Source organism: Arsenicicoccus bolidensis DSM 15745, assembly GCF_000426385.1.
Taxonomy (GTDB): Bacteria; Actinomycetota; Actinomycetes; order Actinomycetales; family Dermatophilaceae; genus Arsenicicoccus; species Arsenicicoccus bolidensis.
In genome coordinates this window covers 67,438-86,573 of sequence record NZ_AUFG01000011.1, presented here as the reverse complement: position 1 = coordinate 86,573, position 19,136 = coordinate 67,438, and the positions used below count along the sequence as shown (strand labels likewise).

The 19,136-nt window shown below is 71.7% G+C and carries 18 protein-coding genes and 2 pseudogenes; 6 read left to right on the top strand and 14 right to left on the bottom strand.

The features are described from left to right. Positions 1–44 precede the first annotated feature (44 nt). Complete coding sequence (locus tag K313_RS0108330; RefSeq protein ID WP_029211236.1) at positions 45–581, top strand: YbaK/EbsC family protein; 537 nt, start codon at positions 45–47, stop codon at positions 579–581. 34 nt (positions 582–615) lie between these two features. On the opposite strand, the gene K313_RS23905 is transcribed toward K313_RS0108330, so the two are convergent. The 3 genes from K313_RS23905 to K313_RS0108315 form a co-directional block, all read right to left on the bottom strand. Next, on the bottom strand, positions 616–780 hold the full coding sequence (locus tag K313_RS23905) for a hypothetical protein (protein WP_169516831.1): 165 nt from the start codon (positions 778–780) through the stop codon (positions 616–618). 74 nt (positions 781–854) lie between these two features. Further along, positions 855–1,316, bottom strand: a complete 462-nt coding sequence (locus K313_RS0108320; protein ID WP_029211235.1) for a GNAT family N-acetyltransferase — start codon at positions 1,314–1,316, stop codon at positions 855–857. 181 nt (positions 1,317–1,497) lie between these two features. Further along, entirely contained in the window at positions 1,498–3,594 is a 2,097-nt protein-coding gene (locus tag K313_RS0108315) for a TIGR03960 family B12-binding radical SAM protein (protein ID WP_029211234.1), read from the bottom strand. 91 nt (positions 3,595–3,685) lie between these two features. Here K313_RS0108315 and K313_RS0108310 point away from each other — a divergent pair, with 91 nt between their 5' ends. From K313_RS0108310 to K313_RS22280, 3 genes are read left to right on the top strand one after another with little or no spacing between them, the layout of a single operon-like run. After that, the gene (locus K313_RS0108310) at positions 3,686–4,906 is read left to right on the top strand and encodes a toxic anion resistance protein (protein ID WP_029211233.1); all 1,221 of its coding nucleotides are present in this window, start codon (positions 3,686–3,688) and stop codon (positions 4,904–4,906) included. Next, on the top strand, positions 4,903–6,480 hold the full coding sequence (locus K313_RS0108305; RefSeq protein ID WP_029211232.1) for an AAA family ATPase: 1,578 nt from the start codon (positions 4,903–4,905) through the stop codon (positions 6,478–6,480). The genes K313_RS0108310 and K313_RS0108305 overlap by 4 nt, the downstream gene beginning before the upstream one ends. Before the next feature lie 27 nt (positions 6,481–6,507). After that, positions 6,508–7,377, top strand: coding sequence for an SGNH/GDSL hydrolase family protein (locus K313_RS22280; protein ID WP_084412601.1), 870 nt, complete (start codon positions 6,508–6,510; stop codon positions 7,375–7,377). Positions 7,378–7,690: 313 nt separating this feature from the next. Here K313_RS22280 and K313_RS24865 read toward each other — a convergent pair. Both K313_RS24865 and K313_RS0108290 read right to left on the bottom strand, forming a co-directional pair. Beyond that, positions 7,691–8,113, bottom strand: a pseudogene (locus tag K313_RS24865) (cupin domain-containing protein); the annotation flags it as partial. Positions 8,114–8,119: 6 nt separating this feature from the next. Beyond that, positions 8,120–8,716: a LysE family translocator gene (locus K313_RS0108290; RefSeq protein ID WP_084412611.1), complete on the bottom strand. Its 597-nt coding sequence runs from the start codon at positions 8,714–8,716 to the stop codon at positions 8,120–8,122. Positions 8,717–8,813: 97 nt separating this feature from the next. Between K313_RS0108290 and K313_RS0108285 the strand changes: the two genes are divergently transcribed. Beyond that, on the top strand, positions 8,814–9,335 hold the full coding sequence (locus K313_RS0108285; protein WP_029211228.1) for a CGNR zinc finger domain-containing protein: 522 nt from the start codon (positions 8,814–8,816) through the stop codon (positions 9,333–9,335). A 94-nt stretch (positions 9,336–9,429) separates the two neighbouring features. Here K313_RS0108285 and K313_RS0108280 read toward each other — a convergent pair whose 3' ends face one another. From K313_RS0108280 to K313_RS0108250, 7 genes are all read right to left on the bottom strand, one after another. Continuing rightward, a complete protein-coding gene (locus K313_RS0108280; protein WP_029211227.1) occupies positions 9,430–9,720 on the bottom strand; it encodes a hypothetical protein in 291 nt (96 codons plus the stop codon). Continuing rightward, on the bottom strand, positions 9,717–10,235 hold the full coding sequence (locus K313_RS0108275) for a DUF4442 domain-containing protein (protein WP_019284259.1): 519 nt from the start codon (positions 10,233–10,235) through the stop codon (positions 9,717–9,719). The genes K313_RS0108280 and K313_RS0108275 overlap by 4 nt, the downstream gene beginning before the upstream one ends. 79 nt (positions 10,236–10,314) lie before the next feature. Continuing rightward, the gene (locus K313_RS0108270) at positions 10,315–11,274 is read right to left on the bottom strand and encodes a bifunctional riboflavin kinase/FAD synthetase (RefSeq protein WP_029211226.1); all 960 of its coding nucleotides are present in this window, start codon (positions 11,272–11,274) and stop codon (positions 10,315–10,317) included. Between the two features lie 9 nt (positions 11,275–11,283). After that, positions 11,284–11,997, bottom strand: a complete 714-nt coding sequence (locus tag K313_RS0108265) for an FMN-binding negative transcriptional regulator (protein ID WP_029211225.1) — start codon at positions 11,995–11,997, stop codon at positions 11,284–11,286. 138 nt (positions 11,998–12,135) lie between these two features. Continuing rightward, complete coding sequence (locus K313_RS0108260) at positions 12,136–13,980, bottom strand: AMP-dependent synthetase/ligase (protein WP_029211224.1); 1,845 nt, start codon at positions 13,978–13,980, stop codon at positions 12,136–12,138. Between the two features lie 170 nt (positions 13,981–14,150). Continuing rightward, entirely contained in the window at positions 14,151–15,404 is a 1,254-nt protein-coding gene (locus K313_RS0108255) for an alpha-hydroxy acid oxidase (RefSeq protein ID WP_376786238.1), read from the bottom strand. Beyond that, positions 15,401–16,741, bottom strand: a complete 1,341-nt coding sequence (locus K313_RS0108250; RefSeq protein ID WP_029211222.1) for an MFS transporter — start codon at positions 16,739–16,741, stop codon at positions 15,401–15,403. Before K313_RS0108250 ends, K313_RS0108255 begins: the two co-directional genes overlap by 4 nt. Positions 16,742–16,838: 97 nt before the next feature. On the opposite strand from K313_RS0108250, the gene K313_RS0108245 reads away from it, so the two are divergent. Then, positions 16,839–17,477 carry a GntR family transcriptional regulator gene (locus tag K313_RS0108245; RefSeq protein ID WP_029211221.1) on the top strand — a complete coding sequence of 213 codons (639 nt, stop codon included), beginning with the start codon at positions 16,839–16,841 and terminating at the stop codon, positions 17,475–17,477. Positions 17,478–17,498: 21 nt separating this feature from the next. On the opposite strand, the gene truB is transcribed toward K313_RS0108245, so the two are convergent. Both truB and rbfA read right to left on the bottom strand, forming a co-directional pair. Continuing rightward, entirely contained in the window at positions 17,499–18,467 is a 969-nt protein-coding gene (truB, locus tag K313_RS0108240; protein WP_029211220.1) for a tRNA pseudouridine(55) synthase TruB, read from the bottom strand. A gap of 232 nt (positions 18,468–18,699) precedes the next feature. Beyond that, positions 18,700–19,131: pseudogene (gene rbfA / locus K313_RS24465) on the bottom strand (30S ribosome-binding factor RbfA); the annotation flags it as partial. Positions 19,132–19,136: the final 5 nt, after the last annotated feature.

Genomic DNA, 19,136 nt, shown 5'->3' with positions numbered 1-19,136 from the left:
GACGACACCGGCGGGTCGCGCTCTGGGACAGTTAGCGTCGGACCATGCCGAGCGCCGAAGGAAACCTGACCTGGCTCCCCCTCGCTGACCGCGCCGACCTCGTCGCACCGCCCGTCGCGGCCGCGGCGCACCTGGTCCCGGGCGCCCGCGTCGCCGAGATCGACCCGCACCTGGCGGACACCGCGACCTTCTGCGAGACGTATGACGTCGCGCCCGACGCCTCCGCCAACTGCGTGGTCGTCGCGGGCCGCCGCGGCGACGAGGTCACCTACGCCGCCGTCATGATCCTGGCCACCGACCGCGCCGACATCAACAAGGTCGTGCGCAAGGAGCTGGGGGTGCGCAAGGTGTCCTTCGCCGACCAGGAGGACGCCGAGACGCGGACCGCGATGATCCAGGGCGGCATCACGCCGATCGGCCTGCCCGAGGACTGGCTGATCCTCGTGGACGAGGCCGTCGTCGCGGCGGGTCCCGTCGTGATCGGGGGTGGCCTGCGCGGGGCCAAGATCCTGGTCGAGGGGTCGGCTCTTGCCTCCCTGCCCGGCGCCCGGGCCCTGCCGCTCGCCCTCCCCCGCGCCTGACCCCGCTCCCCGTCGACTGGTCTGGCACGGCCCGTCAACGAGGGATCCCGTCGTCGTCATAACCGATGATCTCGTCCCCCGTCCTGCTGTCGAGCACGGGGCGTCGACGGCCGCGGTCGACGTACTCCAAGAGACCACCCAGACCGGCCCGGAGGTCGCCCGCCTGCGCGATCCGGTCGTCCTCGATGTGCAGCCCCATGGATCGAGCGTCGCAGCGTGGCTCCCGGCGGGACAACCCCGTTCCTGGACGACCCGCCCTCCGGCGACTCGGACTCAGCGCAGCGGGAGGAGCATGAGCTCGTCGGCCGGTTTGTACCCGAGCGAGGCATAGAACGGCACCGACATCTCGCTCGGGTGCAGCACGAGGCGGTCCAGCCCCTCGTCCCTCGCGTGCTCGGTCAACGCCTTCATCAGCGCGACGGCGATCCCCTGGCGCCGCACCCGCGGCCGGACGTAGAGCTGGGCGACATAGCCCCACCGCCCCTGCGGCCGGGCCAGGTCCGGCATACGGCTGTAGACGAACAACGAGACCATCCCCACCGGCTCGTCGTCGATCGACGCCGCCCAGAAGCGGCGCGACTCCCCTTGCGCCGCAACCCAACCCGCGAGCTGCCGGCGCAGCTCGACGAGGTCCCCCTCACGCCCGCGATCCGCGGCCCACGCCGCTCGCAGCTCGACGAGCACGTCGAGGTCCGCGGGGTCGCGGCGGGGCTGCAGGCGATCGACGGTGACCATGGTCCGAGCCTAGAGCCCGTATGTCGTCAGCTCGCCCGCACGCGTGATCACACGCCATTGGTCACCAATGGACGCTGGACGGGGGTTGTGAACGATCCAAAACGTCAGTGGTGACCAATGGCGCGAGCGGGAGTTGCGAGCGGGGGCTACGAGCCGAGCGGCGAGAACCAGCGAGTGGCGGTCAGACGTCGGAGCCGTCGTCGGTCGAGACCCGCATCCCGGCGCCCTCGCCGCCCGACGCCGACGGCACGCCCACCGACGCGGCGCGCAGCGCGGCCGTCCCGGGGTTGGCGACCGACAGGGGCAGGAGCGTGCGGCCGGTCGGACCGGTCTCGATCGTGGTCCCCATCTGGGGGCACACGCCGCACTCGAAGCACGGGGTCCAGCGGCAGTCGTCGACCTCGTTGAGGTTGAGCGCGTCCTGCCAGTCGTCCCAGAGCCACTGCTTGTCGAGCCCGGAGTCGATGTGGTCCCAGGGCAGGACCTCGTCCTCGTCCCGCTCGCGCTGGGTGTACCACGCCACGTCGACGCCGGTCCCCTCGAGGGCGGTGGAGGCGCAGCGCATCCACCGCTCGTAGGAGAAGTGCTCGCTCCACCCGTCCATGCGCCCGCCGTCGCGGTAGACGGCCTCGATGACGCGGCCGGTGCGCCGGTCGCCGCGGGACAGCAGGCCCTCGACCTGGCCGGGCTCGCCGTCGTGGTAGCGGAACCCGATGGAGGAGCCGAACCGCTTGTCGGAGCGGATCGACTCGCGGAGCTTGGCCAGGCGCGCGTCGGTGTCCTCGGGCGAGAGCTGCGAGGCCCATTGGAAGGGCGTGTGCGCCTTGGGCACGAAGCCGCCGATGGAGACCGTGCAGCGGATGTCCTTGCGGCCCGACACCTGTCGCCCGGTCTCGATCACGCGCTTGGCCAGCTCGGCGATCTGCAGGACGTCCTCGTCGGTCTCGGTGGGCAGCCCGCACATGAAGTAGAGCTTGACCTGCCGCCAGCCCGCGCCGTAGGCCGCGGCGACGGTCTTGATCAGGTCCTCCTCGGACACCATCTTGTTGATGACCTTGCGGATCCGCTCGGAGCCACCCTCGGGCGCGAAGGTCAGGCCGGAGCGCCGCCCGTTGCGGGTCAGCTCGTTGGCCAGGTCGATGTTGAACGCGTCGACGCGGGTCGACGGCAGCGACAGGCCCGTCTGCGTGCCCTCGTAGCGGTCGGCGAGCCCGCGGGTGATGTCGGCGATCTCGGTGTGGTCGGCCGAGGACAGCGACAGCAGCCCGACCTCCTCGAAACCCGTTGCGGCCAGGCCGCGCTCGACCATCTCGCCGATGCCGGTGATGGACCGCTCGCGCACGGGGCGGGTGATCATCCCGGCCTGGCAGAAGCGGCAGCCGCGCGTGCACCCGCGGAAGATCTCGACGGACATCCGCTCGTGCACCGACTCCGCGAGCGGGACCAGCGGCTGCTTGGGATAGGGCCACGCGTCGAGGTCCATGACGGTGTGCTTGGACACCCGCTCCGGGACCCCGGGGGCGGTGGGCGTGACCGCCTCGATCTGACCGTCGGGGCGGTAGGTCACGGCATACAGGCTCGGCACGTAGACCCCGCCCGTCCGCGCGAGCTCCAGCAGTATGCCGGCGCGCCCGCCCGGTCGCCCGGCGGCCTTCCAGGCGCGGACCAGGTCGGTCGCCCGCAGCACGGCCTCCTCGCCGTCACCGACGATGGCGCAGTCGACGAAGTCCGCCATCGGCTCGGGGTTGAAGGACGCGTGGCCACCCATGACCACGATGGGGTCGTCCTCGCCGCGGTCGGCCGCGTGCAGCGGGATGCCGGCGAGGTCGAGGGCGGCGAGCAGGTTGGTGTAGCCCAGCTCGGTGGAGAAGGAGATCCCGAAGAGGTCGAAGTCGCGCACGGCGCGGTGGGAGTCGACCGTGAGCTGCGGGATGCCGGCGGAGCGCAGCTGCTCCTCCATGTCGGCCCACACGGAGTAGGTCCGCTCGGCGAGGGCGTCGGGGCGCTCGTTGAGCACCTCGTAGAGGATCATCATCCCCTGGTTGGGCACGCCGATCTCGTAGGCGTCGGGGTACATCAGGGCCCACCGCACGGTCAGGTCCTCGCCGCCCGGGCCGTGGCCGCCGCAGTGCCAGTCCTTGACGGTGGAGTTGAGCTCGCCACCGACGTACTGGATGGGCTTGCTGACCCGCTCCAGCAACGGCTCGAGGGCCTCGTAGTACGAGGCGCCAGGCGTCTCGTGACGCACGGCGCCGGGGGCGTTCTGGGTGATGGGCATGACTCAAGGGTAAGAGACGAAGACGTCCACCCAGGATCTGCCGACTCGTGACAGGGTGGAGCCAGACCACCGGACCGATCGAGGAGACCCCATGACCGAGCCGCTCACGCCCCCTCCCGCGACCACAGCCGCCACCGAGCCCGCCCTGCGCCTCGAGGCCCCGCCCGCCCCCGCGCCCGTGCAGGCCACGCAGGCCCCCAAGATGGCGCCGGCGGTCGACCCGTCCGCCATGCCGGGCCTGGACGCCAAGGTCGACGACTACCTCTCGGCCCTGACCGGCGCGCAGGCCAAGTCGCCGGAGTTCGAGGCCAAGGCTGCCGACGTGCGCACCATGGGTGACGCCGAGATCCGCAAGGCCGCGGAGTCGTCCAACCGCCTGCTCAAGACCCCGGTCACGGCTCTGCAGAAGGGCGGCCTGTCCCAGGAGTCCGGCGTCGGCAAGTCCCTGCTGGACCTGCGCCGCACGGTCGAGGACCTCGACCCGAGCCAGGCCCGGGGCTCCAAGAAGTTCCTCGGGATGATCCCCTTCGGCGACAAGGTCACCGACTACTTCCGCCGCTACGAGTCCGCGCAGGGCCACCTCGACGGCATCCTGCAGGCCCTCAAGAACGGCCAGGCCGAGCTGCAGCAGGACAACGTCGCGCTCAACCAGGAGAAGACCCAGCTCTGGACCACGATGGGGCTGCTCAACCAGTACATCTACGTCGCGGAGCGGCTCGACGCCAAGGTCGCGGCGCAGATCGCGGAGCTGGACGTCACCGACCCCGACAAGGCCAAGGCGCTGCGCGAGGACGTGCTCTTCTACGTCCGCCAGAAGCACCAGGACCTGCTCACCCAGCTCGCCGTGTCGATCCAGAACTACCTGGCCATCGACATCGTGATCAAGAACAACATCGAGCTGATCAAGGGCGTCGACCGCGCCTCCACGACCACCGTCAGCGCCCTGCGCACGGCCGTCATCGTGGCCCAGGCCCTCAACAACCAGAAGCTCGTCCTCGAGCAGATCACCGCCCTCAACGCGACGACCTCGACGATGATCGAGCGCACCTCCGAGCTGCTGCGCGACAACTCCGTCGAGATCCAGCGCCAGGCGGCGTCGGCGACGATCGGGCTGCCGCAGCTGCAGGCGGCCTTCCAGAACATCTACACGACCATGGACGCCATCGACAGCTTCCGCAACGAGGCCCTGGACACGATGGCCACCACCATCGGCACCCTCGAGGGCGAGGTGTCCAAGAGCCAGGAGTACCTCGCTCGCGTCCGCCAGACCGACGAGCGCCGCGCCGCCGGCTCGCTCGACCTCGGCCAGTGAGCGGGTCGGGCCCCGGCGGTCTGCGGGCGTCGATCGACGCCCTGGTCGAGGCGGGCCGCGCGGCGGGGCTGGACGCCGAGCGGGTCCGTGACGAGGGCCTGGCCCTGTCGGCGGCCGTGCTCCAGACCTCACGTCCGGGCAGCACCGTCCACACCTCCTGGGCCACGGAGCTCGGGCGGTCGGGGTCGGAGTTCTTCAAGCACGCGCCGCGCGGGCGCCGGTTCGCGTCGTCCCCGTCCACCCTGCTGACGGGCCTGCTCGCCGACGGCTCGCCCCACGCCGCGGCCTACGCGTCCGCCCTCGTCGAGGTCGCCACGGCCGCGTGCACCCTGCCGGGGGCCGACTCCGGGGCCGTCGGTCGCGCGACCACCTCCGCCGGTGCCCAGCTGGCCGCGGCGGGCGCGCCGGGTTCTGCCGTCGGGGCAGCACCACCCGGCCGTATGCCGGACGCGCCGACCCCACCCGGGGTCGCCGGCTCGCCGCGAGCATCCGCGTCGCCACCGTCCTCGTCGTCCGACTCCGTCCGCGAGCAGCTGCGGGCGCTCGAGGCGGCGACCCTGCAGGCGCTGCGCGGGCTGCGACCCCCGTCCGTGGGCGATGCCCCGCACCCTGCCCCGCCGACGCCACCCGGCATACCGGCCGGCCCTCCCCCGTCCGGCCCGGGCGCACCCGGCATCCCCGAGCAGCCGTCCGCCCCCCGCGCCGCTCCCACCACCCCGAGCGAGCCGGCCGAGCCGGTGGCGCCCCCCGAGCCGGAGAAGTCCGTCGACGAGCTGCTGGCCGAGCTCGATGCCCTGGTCGGGCTCGCCCGCGTCAAGCGCGAGGTGCACCGCCAGGTCGCCCTGCTGCAGATGGAGGCCAAGCGTGAGAAGGCCGGGCTGCGGTCCGCCACGCTGACGCGACACCTCGTCTTCACCGGCAACCCGGGCACGGGCAAGACCACCGTCGCCCGTCTCGTCGGCGGGATCTATCGGGCGCTCGGGCTGCTGAGCAAGGGGCAGCTGGTCGAGGTCGACCGCTCCGAGCTGGTGGCGGGCTACCTCGGGCAGACCGCGACCAAGACCTCCGAGGTCGTCGGTTCCGCGCTCGGCGGCGTGCTGTTCATCGACGAGGCCTACGCGCTCAACGGCGACCAGTACGGCAAGGAGGCCATCGACACCCTGGTCAAGGAGATGGAGGACCACCGCGCCGACCTCGTCGTCATCGTGGCGGGCTATCCCGAGCCGATGTCGGAGTTCATCCGCACCAACCCCGGGCTGCAGAGCCGGTTCAACACGGTCATCGAGTTCGAGGACTACACCGACGACGAGCTCGTGGGGATCATCGAGGACCTGTCGGCCAAGAACGACTACGACCTGTCGGAGGGCGCGATCACGCGGTTCCGCGAGATCCTGGCCGCGACGCCGCGCGGCGAGTCCTTCGGCAACGGGCGCTTCGCCCGCAACACCCTCGAGGGAGCCATCGGGCGTCACGCCTGGCGGTTGCGCGAGGAGGACGACCCCTCCGTCGAGCAGCTGCGCACGATCGAGGTCGAGGACCTGGACGAGCGCGAGGGCGTGGATCTCACCGTCTGAGCCCAGCCGGGCTGGGTATCCTTGGTGATGCGTCGACACGCCCTCCCCCTCGGTGTGGCCACCGCAGCCGGTCTGGTGACCGCTGCCGTGGTGTGGCACCCGTGCCTGCCCGGCCCGGGTGCGCACGCGCAGTCCCGCGCCGGCGGGTCCAGCGTCAACGCAACCGGGGTCAGCGGGTCCGGCGCGGCGGCGGCCAGGTCGTCCTCGCCGACCCCCACCCCCATGGGTGCCCCGATCCACAAGGTCGTCACCCTCGGAGACTCGGTCGCCGAGGGTGCCGCGACGGGTGGCCGGTCGTTCGGGGACATCGTCGCCGCCGACCTCTCCCGCCCCGGCGCCCCCGTCACGTCGGCCAACCTCGCCGTGAGCGGACTGACCACCCCCGACCTGATCGAGCAGGTCAGGACCGACGCCGACACCCGCAAGGCCCTCGACGACGCCGACGTCGTCCTGATCACGATCGGCGCCAACGACGTGGTCGAGACGTTCACCGAGACGTCCGACCGAGACTGCGACGACGCCTGCATCGCCAGCAAGGCCGAGGCCGTCGGCGCCGACGTGCGGACCGCCCTGACCGCCATCGACGAGACCACGCACCGTTCGGGCGTCCGGGTCTACCTCACCACCTACTGGAACGTCTCGGTGGACGGCGCGGTGGCCAAGGAGGAGGAGTCCTCCTCCTTCAACGCCTGGACCGACCGGCTCACCCGTCGGGTCAACGCCGAGCTCGCCGAGGCGGCCCACGAGCGCGGCGCCGGCACCGTCGACACCTATGCGGCGTTCAAGGCCGACGGGAGCGTCGACCCCACCCGACTGCTGGCCGAGGACGGCGAGCACCCCGACGAGCAGGGCCAGCGCGTCATCGTTAAGGCCGTCGAGGCCGAGCTCCAGCGCTGAGCTCCGGCGCTGAGCTCCGGCCCGTGGGGGCGCACCGTCATCCCACCTCGACGCGGCCGACGGGCTGACCTCCCAGGCCTCGACGCTGCGGCCCGCCGCGCGTCGTCCGCGAAGTCGGTCCGGCTGGTCCTCGCCGGTCCGGCACGCCTGGGGGCTGCCGCCATACTCCCGCTTGAAGGCCGCGCTGAAGCTGAACGGGCTGGCGTAGCCCACCCGGTGCGCGATCGCGCCCACCGTGCGCGCGAGCTGCTCGACCGTCCAGGGCTCCCCCGGCCTCTCCTGCAGGTGCCGCACCGAGGCCTGCACGACCGGGCGGGGCCGGGGAGCGGACGACCAGGTATGCCGGAAGGGCCCGCAGCAGGAGCCGCCCCACCTCGCCGTCGCTGCGATAGGTGCCCACCAGCAGGCAGTCCTCGCCGTCCGGGTCGTTGCCCCAGGTCCGGACCCCGGCCGCCAGCTCCTCCGAGAGGTCCCGGCCGTCTGATCCCGAGCACCCCAGCCCGGGCCCGATCACGATCGACGGTGGCGCGTCCACGTCCGTGGACAGGGTGTAGGTGACGGGCGCTCGGACGACCACCGCGTCGCCGGGGCCGAGCACCGTCGGACGGGCGCTCTCCGGACAGAACCACGACCGGCCGTGCACCTGCTGGACCAGGGTGAGGGGTGCCTCGTCGGCGACGAGACGGCCGATGATCAGACGATGGCGGGGCGTCGATGCGGCGTTCGTGTGGGACATCGGGGCTCAAGTCCTGGCCCGCGCCGGTACTTCGCGGGCCAGGAGCAGGGTGACGGCGCCAAGCATGGTGCCGGTGATCCGGCGCTGCCAGACGGTCCATGAGGGTCGACGGGTCAGGAAGACGGCGATGCTGCCGGCGGCCAGCACGATGAGCGCGTTGACGCTCATGCTGATGATGATCTGCTCCAGGCCCAGGGCGATGCCTTGCGCCAGGCGATGACCGCGCGCGGGGTCGATGAACTGCGGGATGACGGTGAGGTACATGATCGCGGCCTTGGGATTGAGCAGGTTGGTGACCAGCCCCATCCGGAACAGCTGCCAGTCGGAGTCGCGGGGAAGGTCCTGGACCTCGAACACCCCAGCCCCGCCAGGGCGCAGCGACTGCCAGGCCAAACAGCCGAGGTAGGCGACACCGGCTGCCTTGAAACCGATGAACAACCAGGGCACGGCGACGAACACGATCGCCAGGCCGACATTAGCCATGAGCATGTAGACGATGAAGCCGAGCGCGGTGCCGGCCAGAGACACCAGCCCGGCGCGTCGCCCTTGGCCGATGCTGCGCGAGGCGAGGTACATCATGTTGGGCCCGGGCGTGAGGACCATCACCAGGGCGGTCACGGCCATCCCAGCCATGGAACCGGGGGCGAGCGGGAGAAGTAGCGCGTGCGATGTCATGGCTCGACCCTGATGTAATGACCTTATGCATCTCAACCCTTACGGTGAGTATGCCGTGCTGTTGGCACAGTCCCTCGCCGACGACTGGCCCGCCGACCACGCTGGGATCGTGGCGCGCACCCGCGAGTTCGGGATGACGATGCCGTTCCCCGAACAGGCCGGAGACCATGATCGGTGTCGTCAGGTCGTGGACGGCTGGTTGGCGGTGGTGGATGCACCCACCCCTCACGAGCGTGCCGCGTTGCTGAACGCGCAGATGGCCGGGGTGTCCGCCTACCCGCGCCTGACCGACCACGACGGCGAGGGCTGGCATCTTCACTACCGCGACGTCGACGACGACGTGGCTCTGGTGCTGCAGTCGGTGTTTGCGGTCGGGACGGCCCTGCATCTGACCACCAGGGGAATCGACCGGCTTGGGCGCTGCGCTTCCCAGCCATGCGCGCGTGTCATCGTCGACGTCTCCCGCAACGGAACCCAGCGCTACTGCTCACCACGCTGTGCGAGCCGGGAGGCCGTGCGGAGACACCGGGCACGCCAGCGGGCCTGACCCGCCTCCCAGGCCGATCAACGTGTCCGGTCAGTACATCTAGCTCTCGGTGCGGTTCCTGTCCCCAGCGTCGCTTCGCGGAGGGCTGCTGTCGCTACCACGTCGGACAGCTCTGCCTCGTCGGCAGGAATGGCGAGACCCGCTGCGACTCGTACTCCACCCGTGACCGGCTGGCAGCACTGCCGCCTGATGCGGGCTTGGTGCCGATGACACGCACCTCGTCGAACTGGACGTCGTCCGCGTGGTTGAAGCTGCCGCAGCCTGGGACGTGGGCTCCGACGTAGATCATCATCCCTGGCCACTTCTGCAGGAAGTAGCTGACGTCTTCGCAGGACCTCATCGCGTTGCCCGTGAGCTCGGCGACCAGCCCGTGAGCGGCGTTCAACCGGTGACGGCCCCGCGGTCGCGCTTGCGCCGGACGTAGACCTGCTTGCGCACGCGGGCCACCACCGAGCCGTCGGTCCCCACGACCTCGTTGTCGAACCACACGAGGCACTTGGCGCCGTCGGCGGTCTCGCGGCGGATCTGCTCGAGGTGCTCCTCGGTGAGCCGGAACTCCGTCGACACCTCGGTGCGGCCGGGCGCCACGAACTCGATCTCGGCGGCCTTGTCCCACACCACGTAGTCCGAGCCGAGGTTGCGCAGCACGAGCAGCATCCAGAAGGGGTCGGTCATGGAGTAGAGCGACCCGCCGTACTGCGTCCCCACGTAGTTGGCGGTGAGCCGGTGCTTGCGCAGGCGCACGGCGACGTGGCGGAAGTCCTCGCTGATCGCCGTGATGTGGATGCTGGAGCACAGGAATGGCGGCCAGAGGTTCATGAACCGCCGCATGGCCTCGGCCGACCCGAGGAAGGCGGTGAGGTCGGCGTAGGTGCGCGGGAGGCGTCGGGGCAACGGCATGGGCAGACCCTACCTACTCACCGGTAGCCGTGCCAGGACGAACCACGTCGCGCCACGCCGTCGCGCGCAGCAGGCGAGGTCAGGCCGGCACGATCGACGAGAGCACCTCGCGGCAGCGAGCCACGTCGTCCGACATGACCGCCAGGAGCTCCTCGACCGAGTCGAACTTGAGCGTGGGGCGCAGCCGCTCGACGAACTCGACCGCCACCTGGTCGCCGTAGAGGTCGAGGTCGGTGCGGTCCAGGACATAGGCCTCGACGCGTCGCTGCGTGCCCTCGAAGGTCGGGTTGGTGCCCACCGAGATCGCGGCGGGCAGCACGCGCTCCTGGTCGTCGTCGTCCAGGGCGACCCGGGTCAGCCATCCGGCATACACGCCGTCCGCGGGGATCATCCCCTGCGCGTCCTGGCTCAGGTTGGCGGTCGGGTAGCCGAGCTCGCGGCCGCGGTGATCGCCGTGCACGACGGTGCCCATCACGCGGTGCGGGCGCCCCAGCACCGCGGCGGCCCCGGCGACGTCGCCGTCGCCCAGCCGCTGCCGGACCAGGCTCGAGGACCAGCGCTGGCCCTCCCCCAGGTCGGCGACGGTCATCACCTCGAAGCCGTGGCGGGCGCCGAGCTCGCGCAGCGTCGCGGCGTCGCCGGAGTTCTTGTGGCCGAAGCGGGTGTCCTCGCCGACGACCACGGCGCACGCGTGCAGGGCGTCGACGAAGACGGTGCGGACGTAGTCCTCGGGCGACATCAGCGCCAGCTCGTGCGTGAACTCCTCCACGAGGACCGCGTCGAGACCGACGTGCTCGATCAGGTCGAGGCGGTGCTCGAGGGACGTGACGGGGGCGGGCGCGCGCTCCGGGTGCAGCACCGCGACCGGGTGGGGGTCGAAGGTCACCGCGACCGTCTGCGCGCCGCGCTCGGACGCCAGCTGCAGGACCGCCTGCAGGACCGCCTTGTGCCCCCGGTGGACGCCGTCGAAGTTGCCCAGCGTCACGACCGTCGGGCCGAGGTCCGCGGGGATCTGGGACAGGTCATTCCATCGATGCACGTCCCAACTCTAGTCTCCCGGGCGACGGCGCCGGCCCACGTCGGCCAGCACCTGCGCCCGTCGCTGCGCCGCGGGCAGGGAGACAGCCTGCTTGTATGCCGCCGCCTCCTGCCTCCCCGACCCACGCAGCGCGGCGATCTCGGCCTCCACGTCGGCGGGCGTCTTGTTCTGCGACATCTTCGCCTTGGCGACCCACCGCGTGATCGGCACCTCGATGCGCACGATGGCCCGGAGCTGCCCCTCGAGCCACGGGGCGGGCGCCTCGTCCGGCGTCCACGGCTCCGGGCGCCCGGTCTCGTGGCGCGCCGTCAGCCGCGTCACCGCGTCACGCACCCGATCCGGGTCGTCGACGGCCACGAGCGGTCCGTAGGCGTGCACCGTCAGGTAGTCCCACGTCGGGACGACCCGACCGTGCTCGGCCTTGGACGGCAACCAGCCCGGGCTCACGTAGTGGTCAGGGCCGCGCAGCATCACCATGGCCTCGGACGAACGCGCCACCGCCCCTGACCCCACCTGCGGATTCACATGCTGCCACTGGTGATTCGTGCGGGCGACGTGGGCGACCAGCGTGCCGAGCGGCCCGGCCTGCTCGTCATACAGCCACGGCAGCGGGGTGGCGTGCAGCCCGTCCTCGCCATGGGTGACCAGCTCGCCCATCTCGCAGGTGCGCAGGAGCTCGCGCACCTGGTCGTCGGTCATGGCGAAGTGCGCGGGGACGTACATGGCCCCATGCTCTCAGGCGCGTCCACCCGCACCGTGCGAACCCCGCGCTCCCAGCGCAGAACCCGCACGCGGGCGGGGACGGCGAACGGCCGGGCGAGCCACGAGGGCTCGCCCGGCCGCTGGGCGGCGGTGATGACCTCAGGCGCTGTAGTTGCGCTCGATGTGGTCGGCGAAGCGGTCGGAGACCACCTTGCGCTTGAGCTTGAGGCTCGGGGTCAGCTCCCCGTCCTCCACGGTGAGGTCGCGAGGCAGGATCGAGAACCGCTTGACCATCTCCCAGCGGTTGAGCCCGCTGTTGAGCTGGTCGACATACCCCTGGATCAGCTGCTCGGCCTCGGGAGAGGCGACCACCTCGGCATAGGACCTGCCGGCCAGACCGTGCTCCTGGGCCCAGGGCATGATCATGACCTCGTCCAGCGCGATCAGGGCGGTGACGTAGTTGCGCTCGCTGCCGTAGACGATGAACTGGCTGGCGTAGGGGCACAGGCCCTTGAACTGGATCTCGATCTGCGAGGGCGCGACGTACTTGCCGCCAGAGGTCTTGAAGACGTCCTTCTTGCGGTCCGTGATGCGGATGAAGCCGCGGTCGTCGATCTCGCCGATGTCGCCGGTGTGGAACCACCCGTCGGTGAAGACCTGCTCGGTCAGCTCGGGGGCGTTGTGGTAGCCGCGCATGACGCCCGGCCCCTTCATCAGGATCTCGCCGTCCTCGGCGGTCTTGAACTGCGTGCCCGGCACGGGCCACCCCACCGTCCCGAAGCTGTAGCTCCCGGGGTTGGGACGGTTGACCGAGGAGGCGGAGCTCGTCTCGGACAGGCCGTAGCCCTCGGTGATGAGCAGTCCGCACGCGGCGAACCAGCGCGCGATCTCCGGGTCGAGCTTGGCCGAGCCGGAGACCATGGACTTGATCCGGCCGCCGAAGCGCGCGCGAACCTTGCTGAGCACCAGACGGTCCGCGAGCTGGTGCTGCAGCTGCAGCGGGACGGGGATCGACTCGCCCCGCTCCTTCAGCTCGGCCACCTGGCGGCCGACCTTGAGGGCCCACGTGGCGATCTTGACCTTCTGCGGCGGACCCTCCATGAGGACCGTGCTGATGCGGGCGTAGGCCTTCTCGAAGATCCGCGGTGCCGCACCCATGAAGGTGGGCTTCACGATCTCCATGTTCTCGACGATCTTGTCGATGCGGCCGTCGATGCAGGTGGGGAAGCCCACCTGGAAGGACAGCGCCAGCAGCAGCTTGCCCATGACGTGCGAGAGCGGCAGCCAGAGGTACTGCAGGTCGTCCTGGGTCACGAGCTGGACCGCGTCGACCGCGGCGCCCTCGTAGACGATGCAGTCGTGGGTGAGGATCGCACCCTTGGGACGGCCGGTCGTGCCGGAGGTGTAGATGAGGGTCGCGACGTGCTCGCGCGAGATGCCGTCGATGCGGCGGTCGACCAGCTGCGGGTCCTCGGCGAGTGCCGTCCGGCCCAGCTCGGCGAGGTCGTCGAGCGTGATGACCCAGTCGCCGTCCGGGGTCCCGTCGAAGGTCACGACCTTCATCACGTCGGGGAGCTGGTCGCGCTGCTCGCGCACCTTGGCGACCTGGGTGTCGTCCTCGGCGAAGACGACCCGGCTGCCGGAGTCGGCGATGATGAACGCCACCTCGCTGGCGATGGTCGTCGGATAGACGGTGCTGGTGGCGGTGCCGCTGCACATGATGGCCAGGTCGGCCAGGGCCCACTCCAGCCGGGTGGTCGAGGCGACGGCGACCCGGTCCTCGTGCTGGACGCCGAGCACGATGAGCCCGGCCGCGAGGTCGTAGGCCCGGTCCTTGACCTGACGCCAGGTCAGCGTCTGCAGCTCGTCGCCGCGGAAGTACTGGAAGCCGGCTCCGTCCGGGGTCTTGGCGGCCCGGTCACGGAAGACGTGCGCGACGCTCTCCATGCGGTTGTCGATGACCGGCCAGTCGACCTTCTCGTCCTTGGCGGACAGCAGGGGCATGTCTTCTCCTCCACGTCGAGGGATGGGTGCGGGGTGACCCACGAGTAGCTTTCGGGCGAGTGTGCCTGTTCGCGTCGCGAAAAGGAAGGACGCATCTCACACTCTCCCCTGTTCGGCGCCGTGGCGCCGGTCGAGCCTGGGAGCCCGTCGGGCGGGAGCCCGGCCGAGCCTCAGCGCTGCTCGAGCCAGTCGAGGCGGACGTGCTCGGGTCCGAGCTCGGACACCGAGCCCACCCCGAGCAGCTGCATGGTCGTGGCCATCTCGCGGGTGAGCAGCTCGAGCAGCCGGTCCACGCCGCGCTCTCCCCCGGCCATGAGGCCGTAGAGGTAGGCCCGGCCGATCATGGTGAAGTCGGCGCCGAGCGCCAGCGCCGCGAGCACGTCGGCGCCCGAGGTGATCCCCGAGTCGAGGATGATCGGGACGTCGGGCCCGAGGGCCGCCCGCACCGACGGGAGCTCGCGCAGCGGCACCGGTGGCCGGTCCAGCTGACGACCGCCGTGGTTGGAGAGATAGACCGCGTCGGCGCCCCGGTCCACGACCATGCGGGCATCGTCGGCGGACTGGATCCCCTTGACCACCAACGATCCCGGCCACGCCGACCGGATCCAGTCGAGGTCCTCGAGGCCCAGGGTGGGGTCGAACATCGAGCCGATCACGGCGGACGTGGCGGTCGTGCTGTCCGTCAGGGACGCGAAGGTCAGCGGCTCGGTGGTGAGGAAGTCCCACCACCACCGGGGGCGGTAGGACGCGTCGAGGACGGTCCGCCAGGTCAGCGTGGGCGGGATCGTCATCCCGTTGCGGGCATCCCGGTGCCGGAGCCCGCCGGTGGCGGTGTCCACGGTCACCAGGAGGGTGTCGTATGACGCCGCGCGGGCCCGCTGCACGAGCTCGAGGCAGTCCTCGCGCCGGTCCTTCCAGAGGTAGAGCTGGAACCATCGCCGCGTGTCCGGCGCCGCCTGCGCGAGCGCCTCGATGGAGGTGGTGCCCATCGTGGACAGCGCGAACGGCACGCCGTGCCTCGCCGCGGCCCGGGCGCCGGCGACCTCGCCCTCGGTGTGCATCATCCGCGTGAACCCGGTGGGGGCGATGCCGACGGGGAGGCTGCTGCGGCCACCCAGGACGTCGACCGACAGGTCCACCGCGGGCACCGGCCGCAGCACCTGCGGGCGCAGCTCGACCTGGCGGAAGGCCGCCCAGTTGCGGCGCAGGCCCTCCTCGCCGTTGGCCGCGCCGTCCACGTAGTCGAAGGGGCCGCTCGGCGTGACCCTCCGGGCGATGCGGCGCAGGTCGCCGACGTCGGCGGCCCGGGCGAGGCGGGCGCCGGTCAGGTCGCGGCTCGGCGCCGTGAAGCGCACCAGCGGTCGCAGCTCGGCGGGACGAGGCAGGCGGCGCGGCATACGGCGTGGATCGGTGGGCAGGCTCACGGGGCGACCTCGGTGCGGGGGTTGTCGGCGGACCCGCGGGCCAGCAGGACCGCGAGCAGGGTGACGGCGAAGCACAGCGCGAGGAACCCGGCCGCCAGGTGGACCCCGCCGTGGGCGGCGGAGATGAGCGCCGCCGCGATCAGCGGCGTGTTGCCCGCGACGATCGCGCCGTTGAGCTCCCGGGCGACGGCCACCCCGGAGAAGCGGTAGCGGGCGGGGAACAGGTTGGTGAGGAAGGCGCCCTGCGCACCGGACGTCAGCGCCAGCACCACGCCGTAGCCGAAGCACAGCGCCAGGGTCACGATCAGCAGGTCGCCCGTCTGCATCGCCAGGAACAACGGGTAGGCGTAGAGCACGCCGATCGCGGCGCCGATCCCCATGGCCCGTCCGGCCCCGATCCGGTCGCCGATCAGGCCGCCGACGGGCGAGGCGAGGACGCCGCACAGCGAGGCGATCGAGACCGCGAGGAGCGCCTCGGGCTTGGCCATGCCGGCCTGCTTGGTGAGGTAGGAGAGCGAGAACGCCGCGAGGATGTAGTTGTTGGCGTTGTGCCCGGTGACGGACAGGAAGGCCAGCAGCACCTGGCGCCAGGAGCCACGCAGGAGCTCGGCCGCCGGCACGGCCTGCTTGCGCTGGTGCTCCTGGCGGCGCTGGGCGGCGGCGAACTCCGGCGTCTCGTCCATGTGGCGGCGGATCCACAGGGCGAGGAAGAACAGGACCGCCGACACGAGGAAGGGCACGCGCCACAGGCCGCCCAGCAGCGTCTCCGTGGGCACCGACGACACGGAGAGGAAGGCCAGGGTGGCGAGGAGCGTGCCGGCGGGCGGCGCGGACAGCACGATGGCGGTGTAGAACCCGCGGCGGCGCGGCGGCGCGAACTCGGCGACCACCGTCAGGGCGCCCGCGAGCTCGGCGCCGGCCCCGAAGCCCTGCAGGATGCGCAGGAGCACGAGCAGCACGGCGGCCCAGATGCCCAGGGTGGCCGCGGTCGGCAGCAGGCCGATCCCGACGGTGGCGAGTCCCATGAGCGCGATCGTGAGGATCATGGCGGGGTTGCGCCCGACGCGGTCACCGATGTGGGCGATGATCAGCCCGCCGAGGGGGCGGAAGAGGAAGCCGACGGCGAAGGTCGCGAAGGCGGCCAGGTCGCCCGCGGCCGAGAGGCTGTTGGGGAAGAAGAGCGGGCCGATGATCAGGCCCGCGGCGGCGCCGTAGAGGGCGTAGTCGTACCACTCGATGAGGGTGCCCACCATGGAGGCGACGAGGGCCTTGCGGGCGCCGGGGGTGAGCCGGTCCGGCGGGGCGGTGGGGGGTGCAGCAGAGCGCGCAGACGTCATTGTCAGCTCCTGGTTCAGGGGTGTCGATAGACATACTGCAGATATATGACGGAGATCCGCAAGGGTTCTCGGCCGGTGGATCTGCCAGGATGGCCCCATGTCCCACGAGTCCATGTCCGAGCGGCTGCGCGACGAGCTGCGCGCGCGGATCGTCGCGACCGACGTGCACCCGGGCGACCTGCTCCTCGAGAAGTCCCTCGCCGAGGAGTACTCCGTCTCCAAGACCCCCGTCCGCGAGGCCCTGCAGATGCTCGCCGTCGAGGGCTGGGTCACCGTCATCCCCCGCCGCGGCTACACCGTCAGCAGCATGGGCTTCCACGACATCCGCGAGGTCATGGAGCTGCGCCGGGCCGTCGAGCCCATGGTCGCCGCCGCGGCCGCCGCCGGGGTGACCGCGGCCTTGGTCACCGACCTCGAGGGCCTCCTGGAGCAGCAGGTGTCCGCCTCGGAGCACGCGGAGGCCGTCCGTGCCGCGTCGTTGTTCCACCGGCGGATCGCCGCCGCCGCCCGCAACCGCCGGGCCGAGGCGACGCTGTCGCACCTGTTCGACGAGACCACCCGCGCGCACGCCCTGCTGCCCCCGCTCGCGACCTACATCGCCGCCGACAGCGAGCACGCCGCGCACGCCGACGTCCTGGACGCGATCCGCGCCGCCGACCCGGCCGCCGCCGAGCGGATCATGCGCGACCACCTCACCGAAGCCGAGAGCGCGATGATCGCGGCGTTCTATCGCTGATGCCCGGCTGGTGACGCGTCGTCAGCGCGGCTCGGCCGGGGCCAGCACCACGAGGCTGCGGGCCTGCGCCCGCGTCTCGTCCAGCATCGCCACCAGGCGACCGTCCGGGGCGAACCCCGCGACCACGCCCTCCCCCGGCACCCCGGAGCCGATCCGCTGGCCGTAGCCCAGCGCCGTGGCCTCCTCGGCCGTGAGCTCGTGCGCCGGGAACTGCGCGCGCGCCGCGGTCGCCAGGTCCAGCAGCGGCAGGGCGGGCAGGTCCGCGCGGTCGAGCCGGTCCACGCCGAGGCGGGTGCGCGCGGCGTCATACGCCGCCGTCAGGCCCTTGAGGTCCGCCGCCACGTCCAGGGCGTAGCCGCCCACGCGGGTGCGGCGCAGCGCGGTCAGGTGACCACCCACGCCGAGGGCCGAGCCGAGGTCGCGCGCCAGGGCGCGCACATAGGTGCCCGACGAGACCTCGACGCTCACGTCCAGGTCGTATGCCGTCTCCCCCGCCACGCGCTGGTCGTGGATGTCGAAGCGGGACACCGTGACCGGGCGCGCGGGCAGCTCGACGTCCTCGCCCGACCGGACCCGGGCGTAGGAGCGGCGCCCGTCGACCTTGATCGCCGACACGGCGCTCGGGACCTGCTCGATGGCGCCCGTGAGCCCGGCCACCGCGGCCGCCACGCGCTCGGGGGTGACACCGTCCACCGGCGTGGTCGCCGTCACCTCGCCCTCGGCGTCGTCGGTGACCGTCGCCTGGCCCAGGCGGATCGTCGCGTCGTAGGCCTTGTCGCAGCCCACCAGGAAGGTCAGCAGCCTGGTGCCGCGCCCCAGCCCCAGGACGAGGACGCCCGTGGCCATGGGGTCGAGCGTGCCGGCGTGACCGACCTTGCGGGTGCCGGCCAGCCTGCGGACCCGCCCGACCACGTCGTGGCTGGTCCAGCCGGCCGGCTTGTCCACGACGAGCAGGCCGTCGGGTCCGTCGGCGTCACGGCTCCTAGCCATCGGCACGCCCGGTGCCCTGGGCGGCGTCCTCCTCCTGGTCGACCAGGTCCAGCGCGGCCACGTCCTCGAGCTGGGAGGCCTCCTCGGCGTCGACGCCGCCGTCCTTGACGGACGCGGGCGGGGGCACGGCCATGTAGCCGTCCACCGAGTCCGAGTCGCTGGCGGAGGTGACGTCGCTGGCGGAGGTGACGTCGCCGGCGGAGTCGGCAGGTGCCGCGCCCACCCCGGACAGCTCGTCGTCGGCGCCCACGGGCTTCTTGTAGGGGTCGGCGTCACCGGCGTAGGCGGCCTGCGCGCGCTGGCGGGCCAGCTCCTCGTCCCGCTCGCGTGCCTTGCGCAGCGCGTCCTCGAGCTGGGAGGACGTCTCGGGCAGAGCGTCGGCGATGAACTCCAGGCTCGGGGTGAGCCGGATGCCGAGGGCCTTGCCGACGTAGGACCGGATCCGGCCCAGGTTGTCCTGCAGGGCGGCGGCGGTGCCCTCGCGCTCCTCGTCGGAGCCGAAGACGGTGTAGAAGATCGAGGCGTGCTGCAGGTCACCGGTGACGCGGACGTCGGTGATGGTGACGAAGCCGAGGCGCTCGTCCTTGAGGCGGTACTCGAGATACTCGGCCGCGACGACCTTGATGCGGTCGGCGATCTTGCGGGCGCGTGCCGGGTCTGCCATGAGAG